Consider the following 13047-nt stretch of genomic DNA (forward strand, 5'->3'; position numbering starts at 1 on the left):
TTCAAGAAGGAATGGGATTAAATCTGTTGGGTTATGTCGAAAAAACGACAGTACTGCTTAATTACCGCTGGACATGTCAAAATAAAAATGTGCATGCAGACTGCATCCAGGGTTAAATGGGGAAGAGCAGTCCGGGCAAAAAGAGCTGCAGGACAGATAGTGCTGAATGGTGAGTTCCGTGCCGCAATTGCCGCACAAAACAGCTTTTTCATTGAACTGGCTGTGAGGCCATACCGCGTGATTTCCACAGCCTTTTTCATCATGACAGCTTTTACAGGGATAATATTGCCCGCAGCAGTAAAACTTAATCGCAATAATATCTTTTTCGGAATGGTAATGGATACAGCGTGTATTGTGATCCAGAACGTTTCCAAATACATTGATACCATGAGTAACCATAAAATTCCTACTTTCGTTCAATCATTTATCTCCATTATAACAAATGAAAAAATGTCGAATGCATTGAATTAGTTGCCTTTGCGACAATCCAAAAAAGAGATGGTATGATAACGTTACCAATGAATTAGTAAGAGGTGAGTGGTGTGCTGGTTTTAGCCATGATTGAACGGCTCGGGATAATCGTAACCGTAGCATTTATCTTGACCCGCCTGCCTTTTTTCAGGCGGTTATTTGATCCTCATTCCTCTATCAACACTGGCCAGCGCTTGCTGCTAGTTGTCATATTTGGATGCTTTGGGATTATTGGCACGTATACTGGCATTATTATAAATCCAATAGAAGATTCCACGGACCGGTGGACAAGAGTGCTGAATGACGATGAGGCAATTGCAAACTCCCGTGTGCTGGGCGTAGTAGTCGCTGGTCTTCTGGGCGGCTGGAGAATTGGCGTCGGAGCAGGCATTATTGCCGGTGTCCATCGTTTTTTTCTTGGCGGTTTCACAGGCCTGGCCTGCGGGGCGGCAACAATTGTGGCAGGCGTTTTTGCAGGAATCGTATCGTCCAAACAAACAAAAAGCCGAATTGTGACGCCTCAGGCAGCACTTATCGTGGGAGGTATTGCAGAAGCTATGCAGATGCTCATCATTCTGGGGGTGGCAAGGCCATTTGATCGGGCTTTGGCGCTTGTTCAGGACATCGGCATTCCGATGATTGTGGCAAATGCGATCGGCACCGCTATTTTTGTCCTGATCATCCGGAGCGTCATTCAGGAGGAAGAACGAATGGGGGCAGTCCAGTCTCAAAAAGCCCTGCGCATCGCTAATCTGACGCTCATTCATATGAGAAAAGGACTGACGCCTGTGTCAGCAGCAGAGGTATGCTCCATTTTATTTAAAGAAGTTCCTTCTCTCGCGGTTGCAATGACCGACCGGCACCGGATTTTATGCCATATTGGCAACGGCCATGATCATCACAGCAGCGGGCATGAAATCCGCACGGAAGCCACCAGGCAGGTTATCGAAACAGGGATAGGAGTTACGGTAAGCAGAGACGAGATTCAGTGCAATGATCCAAATTGTCCTCTGCAGGCGGCTGTCATTGCCCCTTTGAAGCAGCAGGATAAAACGATCGGTACATTAAAAGTTTATTTTTCAACGGAACGAATGATTTCACCTATCATGCTTGAGCTTATCCAGGGTCTGTCCACACTGTTGAGCCATCAGCTGGAAATAGCGGAAGGGGAAAAGCATCGGGCGTTAGCGCAGGAATCAGAAATTAAAGCGCTGCAAGCCCAGGTGAGCCCTCATTTTTTATTTAATGCAATGAATACAATTGTGTCATTAATACGGACGGATCCTGACCGGGCAAGAAAGCTTCTGCTTTCCCTTTCTTCATTTTTCCGTCAGAATCTGGCTGGCACTACGAAACATTATTCTACATTGCTCGAGGAAGTGGAGCATGTAAAAGCTTACCTTGCTATAGAAGAAGCACGTTTTTACGACCGTTTGGATGTGTCTTATTTTCTTGAGGAGGAGGCATTAAGAGCACGAGTGCCATCAATGACATTGCAGCCAATTGTGGAAAATGCAATTAAGCATGGCTTAAAAACAATGGATTCGAATGCACAGCTGATGATTAGAGTAACGCATGAAGCTGACAGGGCAATGGTTCAAATTGAAGACAACGGTTTAGGAATAGAAGAGGAACGCTTAAACAGCCTGCTGGCAGAGCCCGTATCCTCAGAGGGCGGAACGGGGATCGGTTTGTACAATGTGAATGCAAGGTTAATGAAAATGATCGGAGAAGATTCAGGTCTGGCTATCCAGTCGGACACAGGCAAAGGGACCAGTATTTCGTTTTCCATTTCATTAAATGAAAAAAAATCACAGCTGGAAAGGGGGATTGGAGATGGAACTGCGCACCATTATTATTGATGATGAACCTTTCAGCCGGCAGGAGTTGCAGCATCTTTTGGAGGAGCATCCCGAACTGAAGGTAATTGGAGAAGCTAATTCTGCAGAAAAAGGACTAGAATTGATTTTAAGAGAAGAGCCGGATGTTGTATTTCTTGATATTGAAATGACAGGGATGAATGGCATTGAATTAGCTGAAACACTTCATAAGATTAAAAAGCCGCCCGCAGTTATCTTTGCTACCGCTTACCCTGATTATGCCGTAAAAGCGTTTCGCTTAGATGCGGTGGATTATTTATTAAAACCATTTGATGAAGAGCAGCTTGCTCAAACGGTGAAACGCCTGCTGCAAAAGGGGCATACAGCTAAAAAACCATCCGGTCCCGGATTAGGGAAGCTTGCCGTCCAAACCGAAGACCGCATTTTATATCTTGACCCCAAAAATGTTCTTTATATATACAGAGAAGGAAGAGACACCTATATTGTGGCAGAGCAAGGTACTTATTCATCCAAAGCAGCTTTAAAGGATTTGGAATCCAAACTGAAAGACTACTCATTTTTCAGAGTACACAAGGGCTATCTGGTGAATATTGAAAAGGTTGAAGAATTAGTAACCTGGAGCGCAAGTGTCTTTCAATTAAAACTAAAAAACAGTAAGGACCATGTTCCGGTCAGCAGAAATTATATAAAAGAATTAAGAGAATCGTTAGAACTGTAGTACAGGCTGCACGTGAACCGCGCGTGCAGTTTTTTTGTGTGATCAAACGCTATAAATACCGGTTTGAAACATTTCAATCAATAAATTCGACATGTTAATACAAATTATGCTCCTGTTGCTCACGAATGTGTCAAAAGCGTGAAAGAAAGCGATAAAATGAAAGCGTATACAAAACATATAAAACTATGAGGGGGAAAATAAATGGTTACCTTTCTCGTCGCAATCGCTATATTAATCGTAGGATATTTTACGTATGGGAAATTTGTTGAGAAAGTATTTGGAGTGAAAAACGAACGGATGACTCCAGCCTATGCCAACGCAGATGGCGTGGATTATGTGCCGATGGATACAAAAAGAAACTCGATGATACAACTTTTAAACATAGCAGGGGTTGGCCCGATTTTTGGACCGATCATGGGGGCGCTTTACGGACCTGTAGCTTTTTTATGGATTGTCTTCGGCTGCATCTTTGCAGGAGCTGTTCATGATTATTTAACAGGAATGATTTCAATCAGAAACCGTGGAGCGCATCTTCCTGAGCTTGCCGGAAAGTTTCTTGGAAAAGCTTTTAAGCATGTTGTAAATGCCTTCTCAATTCTGTTGCTGCTGCTTGTTGGTACTGTTTTTGTAACCGCACCGGCTGCATTAATTGCCGATCTGACACCTGCCTGGATATCAATGGGCGTGATTATTACTCTTATTTTTATTTATTACATTGCGGCAACCCTGCTACCGGTGGATAAAATTATCGGACGTTTATATCCGATCTTTGGTGCATTGCTTGTCGTTAGTGCGATTGGAGTTGGAGGGGCGCTTGTTGTTCAAGGCCATCCTATTCCTGAAATCACACTTCAGAATATGCACCCAGGCGGACTGGCTATATTCCCGTTATTATTTTTAACTATTTCATGCGGGGCGCTTTCAGGTTTCCATGCCACGCAGTCACCGATTATCTCGAGAACGACTCAAAATGAAAGCCAGGGCCGCAAAATCTTTTACGGCATGATGATTCTTGAAGGTATTATCGCGATGATTTGGGCTGCTGCAGGAATGGCGCTATTCAGCGGTCAAGGATTAAATGAAATTCTTGCTGCTGGAGGGCCGGCTGCAATTGTCCGTGAAGTTTCGATTACAACACTTGGTGCGATTGGAGGAACGCTTGCCATCATTGGTGTAATTGTACTGCCTATTACGTCAGGTGATACTGCATTCAGAAGTGCGCGTATGATTATTGCCGACTACATTAAAGTAGGTCAAAAGAAAATAATGAGCCGCTTATGGATTGCACTTCCACTGTTTGTTATCTCGATTGCACTTACTCAAATTGACTTTAACATTCTATGGCGCTACTTCTCCTGGGCCAATCAATCAACCGCTATGATTGCTCTCTGGGTCGGCGCTATGTATCTCGCACTTCAGCGCAAGAATTACTGGATTGCAGCGGTGCCGGCAGTATTTATCACAATGGCTACCTTCACGTATATTCTGAATGCTGAAATCGGATTCAGATTGCCGATCGAAGCAGCCTATATTGGCGCTTCAATCATTACAGTTGCAGCAGTAATCGCATTCTTTATGACAGTTCGATCACGATTGGCTGCAAGCGATTCAGGCATCACTCCGATCATTGTAGATGAGGACTTAAACAAAACCGCATAATTTTTACTGAAAACCGCCATTAAGGCGGTTTTTTTGTGTTCACTTATTTTGGATGGGGGAGAGATGTAGAAGCTTTGAATTGACATGTAGAACTTTTGACGTGAGATGTAGAAGTTCTTATTTAAAATGTAGAACTTCCGTCATGAAGCGTAGAAGTTTTCCAATCTTCCAAAACGAAGACACTCAAACCCTCCCCGCCCGTAATTAGTAACTTACCTTTCTTCACAAAATTGAAGGTTTTTCACCTCTTAATAAAGGAAATAGTACTCTATGGAAATGATTAGAATTTTTCCATTTCAAAAGCATCGTAAAAATTGTTTTATTTCTGAATGTTCTATATATTTAAAGGGAGTAAAGGAAGGTGAGGGCAGGCTTAATGACGGGTGTGGAATGGATATTTGTCATCTTGAGTATGGTTTGGATAAGTGAATTTATCTTTTTTCGAAATCGCGGGGTGGGAGAAGAAGATCCGCATGAAAAGCGCACGTTTTTATTGATTCTTCTCGCTTTGCTGGGAACCATCGCCTTATCGGTTTCACTCCAGGAGATGAAGCAGCTGGAAGCTTCAGCATATCTGATTCAGGTGCCCGGTGCGGTGCTGTTTGGAGCAGGCGTTTTTCTCCGCTTATGGGGAATTATTCATTTGAAGAATCAGTTCACCCGGAATGTGACTGTTCGGGATGGGGATGAAATTGTCAGCACGGGACCTTACCGCCGTTTAAGGCATCCATTATACACTGGGCTTCTCATGATTTCCCTTGGGATGTCACTGTTTTTTATGAGTATAGTTGGTGCTGTGTTTGGGGCATTGATCGTTAGCTGGACCCTGATGAAGCGGATTCGTTATGAAGAAGATTTGCTGATTGAGAAATTCGGTTTAGATTACAAGCAATGGATGAGCAAAAGAGCTCGTTTATTTCCATTTATATATTAACTAGATTGGGAGTGGGAAAATGACAAAGAAAAAAGCGTTGGTTATTGGAGCGGGACTGGCAGGCATGTCTGCAGCGATTCGTTTGCATGCAGATGGTTATGATGTACAAATTATTGAGAAAAATGAAAATGTCGGCGGCAAATTGAACAGGAGAGAAGGAAAAGGTTTTACTTTCGATACAGGACCTTCAATTTTGACGATGCCGTGGGTTCTGGAAAAGCTTTTTTCAAGCGTTCACCGCAGATTAGAAGATTACATACCAATTGAGCGAATTGAACCGCAGTGGAGAACGTTTTTTGAAGATGGCGTTCAGCTCGATGTGACCAGCGATTTGCCTACCCTTATTGAAGAAATGAAAAAAGTGGATAATGGCTCTTCTCAAAGCATGAGCGAGCTGATCAATTACTCTGAAAAAATGTACGAGCTTTGTATGAAGAGCTTTTATAAATACAGCCTGGCAGACTTGAAGGATCTGAAACGATACCACACATTAAAGGATTTAATGGCGATGGATCCGTTAAGCACTGTTGCAGAAGGAACAAAGAAACGATTAAACAATCCTCATTTAGAACAGCTGTTTAACTTTTTTGTCATGTATGTCGGATCAAATCCATATCAGGCACCGGCCATTTTAAACCAGCTGATTTTTGTTCAGCTTGGACTTGGTATTCATTATGTAAAAGGCGGAATGTACAATATTGCAGTGGGAATGAAGCAGCTTCTTGATGAACTGCGCGTGGATGTACAGTTGAATTCTCCGGTTGATCACCTTGTACTGGAAGGCAAAACGGTGACGGGTGTTAGGACGACAGACGGTACGCTTTATGAAGCAGATATCGTGGTGTCTAATTTGGAAGCCATTCCTGCCTACCGGAATCTGGTGCCGAAAAATCAGGCGAAAAAGGAAGCCAAAAAGTTAAATAAAACGTTCATTCCAAGTGTTTCAGGTCTGGTGCTTTTGCTTGGCGTAGACCGTCAGTTTGAAAACCTGAAGCATCATAATTTCTTCTTTTCAGAGGATCCCAAAAAAGAGTTTAGTGACATTTTTGATAAAGGGATTCCATCTGATGACCCGACTGTTTACATTGGGATATCATCACGTTCAGATTCAACGCAGGCTCCTGCAGGAAAAGATAATTTATTTGTCTTAACCCATGTTCCGCCTTTAAAAGAGGGAGAACAAGGGAAGCAGGATTGGGATCAGTACAGAGAAATTGTGCTCGACAAGCTTGAGCGTATGGGTATGAAAGGTCTTCGTGAGTCCATCGAGTTTGAATATCGCTTCACGCCTGAAGATTTGGAAGAGCTTTATGGTCCAAACGGAGGGTCTATTTATGGCGTGGCATCTGACCGCAAGAAAAACAGCGGATTTAAGATTCCTGCGAAAAGTGAACTGTATGAAAACCTCTATTTCGTCGGCGGATCCACTCATCCCGGCGGAGGCGTCCCGATGGTAACGTTGTCCGGTCAATTAACAGCGGATCTGATTAAACAGCATCAGCCGGTAGAAGTATAACGAAAAAAACTCCAGCTCAAGTAATGAGCTGGAGTTTTTTTACTATTATTTATTTCTGGTCTTCCTTGGAAACTCTTTTCTTAAGAGCTTAAACAGTGTATAGATCATCAAAATTAAGATGATGGTAAACGGTAAAGCAGAAACGAGAGAAGCTGTCTGAAGCCCTTCCAGACCGCTGGCAAGCAGCAGGACAGCTGCAATTCCTGCCATTAATAAACCCCATACGATCCTGACAAACAAAGGAGGGTTTAAGCTGCCGCTTGTTGTCATGCTGCTGATAATATACGTAGCTGAATCTGCAGATGTAACTAAAAAAGTCAGGATCAGCAGAATAGACAGAGTCGATAAAATCAGGCTGAAGGGCATTTGCTCAAAAGTAACAAATAATGCGCTGGTGACATCATTGTTTACGGCGTCTGCAATGGATGTTCCATTAAATAAATCCATATGCAGCGCAGTGCCTCCAAACACAGCAATCCAAAATAAAGCAATGACCGGAGGAACAATCAGAACTCCCACAATAAATTCACGGATGGTTCTTCCTCTTGAGACCCTCGCAACAAATGCGCCTACAAATGGTGACCAGGCAATGGCCCATGCCCAGTAAAAAATGGTCCACTCCTGTACCCACTCTCCGCCGTTATAGGGCTGAAGTCGCAGGCTGTATCGTACGAAATTTGTAATATAATCACCAAGACCTAAAGTAAACGTTTCAAGAATGAAAACAGTTGGACCTGCAATAAAAACAAATAGCATTAAGATAAGTGCAGTACCAAGGTTAATATTGCTCAGCCACTTGATGCCTTTATTAATACCTGTGGTGGTAGAGGTGAGAAATAGGACGGTAAGTACAGCAATAATAATTAATTGAATCATTGCGTTGTTTGGTATGCCAAAAACACTGTTCAGTCCACCGTTAATTTGCAGAATTCCCAGACCCAGTGAAGTAGCCACCCCCATGACCGTAGCGATTACAGCGAGGATATCAATGGTTTGATTGACCGGTTTTTTAAGCGGTCCTTCCTTAATAAGTGGAGACAGACTTGTTGAGATGAGGCCGTTTTCTTTTTTACGAAATTGAAAATATGCAATGATAAGACCAACAACAGCGAAAACGGACCACTGGCTTACTCCCCAGTGAAAAAATGAATAGCCCATTGCCAGTCTGGCACCTTCTTCAGTCAGCGGCTCGGTGCTGCCGTATGGAGAGGTGAAAAAATGGCTCATTGGTTCTGCAACGCCCCAAAATACTAATCCTACGCCAAAGCCTGCCGAAAACAGCATGCCGATCCAGGTAAAAAAGGAGTATTCGGGACGTTCATCATCACCGCCCAGTCTGACACGCCCATAACGGCTGACGGCCAGAAAAAGCAGGAAGAGAACAAAAAAGAAGACGGCGAGTAAATATAACCATCCAAAAGACTGAGTGGTAAAGCTGAATGCTGCATTTGCTCCTGCAGCAAACAGCGACGGAGATACAGCTCCAATCAAAACGAGCACCCCGATGACGATAGCGGATATGAAAAATACCCGATTGAGTGATTGAAACCCTTTAAAGTTTTTCATAGCGACCCCTTTCCAAATTCTGTAGTTATGTAAAGTAAAGGACTTCATTACCCACTTCCCTATCAAAAGACCTATTAAACAGAAAATTCTTTATTTCAGGTTTAAGGTGGAGTCAAAACGTAAAAACACAGTAAAAAAATGTAATTTTCAAAGGAGCTGCCTTATGAAGATGCCTTTTTTTCAACAGTTCAGCCATCCTGAAGGTAAAATGGGGAAACTGGCTGGGTTTATTATGTCCAAAGAAAATAAAAAGCTAAACAATTGGGCTATTGGATGTATGGATCTTCAAACAGGAGACCGCGTCCTGGAAATCGGCCACGGAACGGGTTATTCCATTCATAAAATGCTGAAAGGAGATACGAAGGTTTATGTGGATGGCGTTGATGCCTCCATTGCCATGACTGAAAGTGCCAGCAGGCGTTTAAAACACCATATAAAAAATGGCCGTGCAAGATTAATGACAGGGAAAGCAGAAAGTTTAATTCTGCCTTTAAACCATTATCAAAAGATCCTGTCAGTGAATAATTTTACGCTGTGGGATGATCCTGTTCTTGCACTGGAAAACTTATTTAATTCATTAAAGCAAGGGGGTAGAATCGTTATCATGATGCAGCCCAGAGAAGAAGAGGCAAGTCCAAACCTTACCAAAATGATGGGAAATAATCTATACCGATCATTGAATGAGGCTGGATTTTCCCACGTTACGATTTCTTACCGGCGGATTTGGCCTGAGCTTTCAGTCTGTGCGGTTGGTTTTAAAAAAGTCCAGCTTACTGGAATTGATTGATTGAAGCCATTTATTTGTTTGTTTAGGTGAATGGAGTATGATGATGTTTTTAGTTAACGAGCAGGAAGCAAGTTTTTGCAAGATAAGAGGTGCTTTTTCTTTTGGGTAGTCCCAGATCCATTTCAGGAATTCCAAATCAATCTTTTCAGCACAGTCTTCTCCCATATCCGGACGTGTTTTGTTGTGATACATGACCCTTCTTTTCAGGGTTCTTTGAATGCACAAATAGCGGGAGTAATGAAGGAAGATGATGGTATCTGACGCCTGTATTCTTTCATCTATTGTCGACCCGAAATTCCCGTCTATGATCCATTCCGGCGATTTCATAATTTCCTGTGTTCTGGCGAGGAATTCTTGTTTGGGCATTGGATCCCATCCTTACCGCCAAAATAAAGCATCCAAATGAATAACGGGAAGTTCCAGTTTTTCACCAAGCTGTTTGGCAAGCGTAGATTTTCCTGCTCCACCTGAACCGATGATGATGATTTTTTTCATTTACAGCCTCCTAAGTTTTATTTATTAAACGTGGTTGTTGAGTTGATTGCAGCCTAATTTAAAGTGCTATTATTAAAAATAAGATGACAAATAGTCGGAACTTTTAGTATAATGATAAAAGAATAATATGGAAAGGGTGAGGTACTATGAGAAAACAACTTAAATCGTTCATTGCAATCTCGTGTACACAACCCGTCTGGCCTTCAGGCTGTCCATTTTCGGATTTATCCTGCTAATTTACTGACGCAGTAAATCCATGGGTTGTGTACACACTACACATACCTATGGATTTTTTTAGTGCGTAAAATTAGGAGGAAAAAAATTGAATTTAATACAAAATGAAGAGTTAGTTAAAATAGGCTGGAACGAAGATTGGCAGTCAAAAGCGGAAGACAAATCACCATTAATACCCGGAAGAATAATTGTTGAACACAAAAGACTGTACCGGATCTTCACGAGCCATGGTGTGCTTCTTGGAGAAGTTTCAGGCAAGTTCCGGCATGAAGCCGCTGTGAGGGAAGATTACCCTGCAGTTGGTGACTGGGTGATGGTAAGTCCATATATCGATGAAGAAAAAGCAATTATTCACCACATCCTTCCCCGCACTTCAAAGTTCTCCCGCAAAATGGCCGGAGAAACAGCAGGTGAGCAAATTGTAGCGGTTAATGTTGATGTTGTGTTTCTTGTTATGGCAATGAATCAGGATTTTAACCTGCGAAGACTGGAGCGGTATTTGCTGACAGCCTGGGAGAGCGGTGCCAATCCGGTAATTATTCTGTCAAAATCTGATTTATGTGAAGATGCAGCCCAAAAAATTCAGGAGACTGAATCAGTTGCAATGGGCGTGCCGATTATTGCGTGCAGTGTTGTAAGCGAGATGGGATTGGACCATTTATTAACCCATATCAACACAGGAACCACAGTGGCAGTTATGGGGTCTTCCGGGGTAGGAAAGTCTTCGATTATCAACTATTTACTTGGTGAAGAGAAGATGGTTACAAATGATATTCGTTTGGATGATGGGAAAGGAAAACATACCACTACCCATAGAGAATTATTTGTTCTTCCAGATGGAGGCGTCATTATTGATACGCCCGGAATGCGTGAATTGCAATTATGGGAATCAGACGACGGAATTGTACAGGGGTTTCAGGACATCGAAGCACTTGCCGAAGAGTGCCAATTTAGAGACTGCCTGCATGAAAATGAACCAAACTGTGCTGTTATCCGGGCAATTGAGGACGGAACGCTGCCAAAAGAACGCCTATCAAGTTATCGAAAGCTTCAAAAAGAGCTTGCTTATATTGAGCGAAAATCAAATAAACGGGAACAGCTTCTTGAAAAAAAGAAGTGGAAAAAAATAACCCAGTCTCATAAAAACACTTATAAATAAACACTATTCACAAAGCCCAGACACTTATCTTATAACCGTCTGGGCTTTTCATTTGAAATATAATCGCTATCGTGTGTTAATTTCAGTGGCATTGAAATCCGATATAGTGAATACATACATTTAAACTAACGTTGCAGATTGAATAAGAAGTACAAGATATTGTAAAAATGCAAACTGGCACTAACAGGAGGTAATAATTATGAAGAAAAATAGAAGAAATACGTTAGGATATTTATCAATAATAGCAGTAGTATCAAGTGTAGTTTTCTTCTTTTTACCAATAGATGATAAGATAGATGCAATTATAATTGGTTTAACTTCGTTATTAGGGATAGGATTTGCTATAGCATCTAAAGAAGTGTGGTATGTCCTTATAGGAACTATATTAAACATTGCCATGTTAGGAATGTCTTATCTTTTATTAATTGGAGCAGAATTTAGTAAACTATAATCGAAACTTTTTTAATGTTTGGATGTTGATATATTCTGTCCAGGACACAATATAAAACAGTGCTTCAATAAAGGAGTTGTTTAAAATGGATGGAAATAAAGGTACAGAAATTAAACGCTCTTCAAAAGCAGAAAACATTCTCGTTCAAATCAATAGTAAAACTAAACTAGGCGACTTACGTAAAATCGCGAAGGACATTAAAAAAGATCATGAACTAGCTATTGAACTTTGGTCAACCGAAAAGTTTTTGCCCAGACTATTAGCAATCTTAATTATGGACAAAAAACTTCTTTCACAAGATGTGATAAATAAGCTTGTTAAGGATATGCAGACTCACACTTTTAATGAGCGAAATAACTTAATGGATTGGTTTATGGCTAATCAGCTCACCAAAGAAAAGAAGAAAATTGCATTGATGGAGTCGTGGGAAAATAGTCCTTCTACTCTTCAAAGGCGTGCTTTCTGGTATTATCAAGCGAGATTGAGATGGACTGGACAAACACCGCCTGATAACACCCCAGACTTGCTATCTGCATTGGAAGCTAATATTACGCAGGAAGACCCGGAAGTTCAATGGGCTATGAATTTCACCGCAGGCTGGATAGGTGTTTATGATGAAAAGAATCGCGCACGTTGTATTAAACTTGGTGAGAAAACGGGTCTTTACAAAGATGAAATAGTAGCCAAAGGATGTACTCCCAACTATTTGCCGGAGTTCATTACGATTGAAGTTAACAAACGACATAATAATTAGATACCTCTGAAAAATTTATTAGGGTTTAATGTGAAAATAAAGGAATTAAAAAATGTAGGATTGTCCTATAACAAAAAAATATCGCAGTTCACCCAATAAATATTTTCGAATGATATGATTAAATTGGAATTTACGAGAGACTTAATTTATTTTTGGAGGATAAATCTTTGAAAATACTTAGACTTATTTTAGCAATTATTGTTGTTGCTATATCAAGTTATGCTTTGATAACTGGTAAAACAGGAGCAATAAGTCCTTATGTATTGTTTTCTTAGCGTTAATGCTTCTAGTTACTGGAATTACTGAATTTCGCGAAAAAAGAAAGGCAAATGCCCTTACACTTTTCTTTGTAACTGGATTTAACTTTTATGTTTTATTTGAAATTATATTCAACTAACGGGAGCATTCCTTTAATTAGGGATGCTTTTTATTTGTTAATGAAAAGGGAATTAATGTTAAACT

General features: G+C 41.3%; 12 protein-coding genes and 1 pseudogene. 11 read left to right on the forward strand and 2 right to left on the reverse strand.

Annotated elements, in window-relative coordinates; all coding sequences use genetic code 11:
* The first annotated feature begins 33 nt into the window (after window positions 1-33).
* From E2R51_RS20650 to E2R51_RS14125, 6 genes are all read left to right on the forward strand, one after another.
* Window positions 34-471, forward strand: coding sequence for a hypothetical protein (locus tag E2R51_RS20650; RefSeq protein WP_483299945.1), 438 nt, complete (start codon window positions 34-36; stop codon window positions 469-471).
* A 71-nt stretch (window positions 472-542) separates the two neighbouring features.
* Window positions 543-2333: a sensor histidine kinase gene (locus E2R51_RS14105; protein ID WP_306462124.1), complete on the forward strand. Its 1791-nt coding sequence runs from the start codon at window positions 543-545 to the stop codon at window positions 2331-2333.
* A complete protein-coding gene (locus E2R51_RS14110) occupies window positions 2308-3030 on the forward strand; it encodes a LytR/AlgR family response regulator transcription factor (RefSeq protein ID WP_240733086.1) in 723 nt (240 codons plus the stop codon). The genes E2R51_RS14105 and E2R51_RS14110 overlap by 26 nt, the downstream gene beginning before the upstream one ends.
* A gap of 201 nt (window positions 3031-3231) precedes the next feature.
* Window positions 3232-4689, forward strand: coding sequence for a carbon starvation CstA family protein (locus E2R51_RS14115; RefSeq protein WP_133377726.1), 1458 nt, complete (start codon window positions 3232-3234; stop codon window positions 4687-4689).
* A 361-nt stretch (window positions 4690-5050) separates the two neighbouring features.
* The gene (locus tag E2R51_RS14120; protein WP_240733087.1) at window positions 5051-5623 is read left to right on the forward strand and encodes a methyltransferase family protein; all 573 of its coding nucleotides are present in this window, start codon (window positions 5051-5053) and stop codon (window positions 5621-5623) included.
* 19 nt (window positions 5624-5642) lie between these two features.
* The gene (locus tag E2R51_RS14125) at window positions 5643-7139 is read left to right on the forward strand and encodes a phytoene desaturase family protein (RefSeq protein WP_133377727.1); all 1497 of its coding nucleotides are present in this window, start codon (window positions 5643-5645) and stop codon (window positions 7137-7139) included.
* A 45-nt stretch (window positions 7140-7184) separates the two neighbouring features.
* Here E2R51_RS14125 and E2R51_RS14130 read toward each other — a convergent pair whose 3' ends face one another.
* Entirely contained in the window at window positions 7185-8705 is a 1521-nt protein-coding gene (locus E2R51_RS14130) for a BCCT family transporter (RefSeq protein WP_133377728.1), read from the reverse strand.
* Window positions 8706-8868: 163 nt separating this feature from the next.
* Between E2R51_RS14130 and E2R51_RS14135 the strand changes: the two genes are divergently transcribed.
* Complete coding sequence (locus E2R51_RS14135; RefSeq protein WP_133377729.1) at window positions 8869-9492, forward strand: class I SAM-dependent methyltransferase; 624 nt, start codon at window positions 8869-8871, stop codon at window positions 9490-9492.
* Here E2R51_RS14135 and E2R51_RS14140 read toward each other — a convergent pair.
* A pseudogene (locus E2R51_RS14140) lies at window positions 9442-9987 on the reverse strand (DNA topology modulation protein). The gene E2R51_RS14135 and the pseudogene E2R51_RS14140 overlap by 51 nt on opposite strands.
* Window positions 9988-10309: 322 nt before the next feature.
* Between E2R51_RS14140 and rsgA the strand changes: the two are divergent.
* The 4 genes from rsgA to E2R51_RS20140 all read left to right on the forward strand — a co-directional run bounded on the left by rsgA (window position 10310) and on the right by E2R51_RS20140 (window position 12982).
* The gene (gene rsgA / locus E2R51_RS14145; RefSeq protein WP_133377730.1) at window positions 10310-11380 is read left to right on the forward strand and encodes a ribosome small subunit-dependent GTPase A; all 1071 of its coding nucleotides are present in this window, start codon (window positions 10310-10312) and stop codon (window positions 11378-11380) included.
* 199 nt (window positions 11381-11579) lie between these two features.
* Complete coding sequence (locus E2R51_RS14150; protein ID WP_133377731.1) at window positions 11580-11831, forward strand: hypothetical protein; 252 nt, start codon at window positions 11580-11582, stop codon at window positions 11829-11831.
* Window positions 11832-11916: 85 nt separating this feature from the next.
* Window positions 11917-12585 (forward strand): DNA alkylation repair protein, encoded by a 669-nt coding sequence (locus tag E2R51_RS14155; RefSeq protein WP_133377732.1) that lies wholly within the window; start codon window positions 11917-11919, stop codon window positions 12583-12585.
* Window positions 12586-12847: 262 nt separating this feature from the next.
* Entirely contained in the window at window positions 12848-12982 is a 135-nt protein-coding gene (locus E2R51_RS20140) for a DUF3953 domain-containing protein (RefSeq protein WP_368773686.1), read from the forward strand.
* Window positions 12983-13047: the final 65 nt, after the last annotated feature.

The sequence above is a fragment of the Jeotgalibacillus sp. S-D1 genome (genome assembly GCF_004358665.1).
Lineage (GTDB): Bacteria > Bacillota > Bacilli > Bacillales > Jeotgalibacillaceae > Jeotgalibacillus.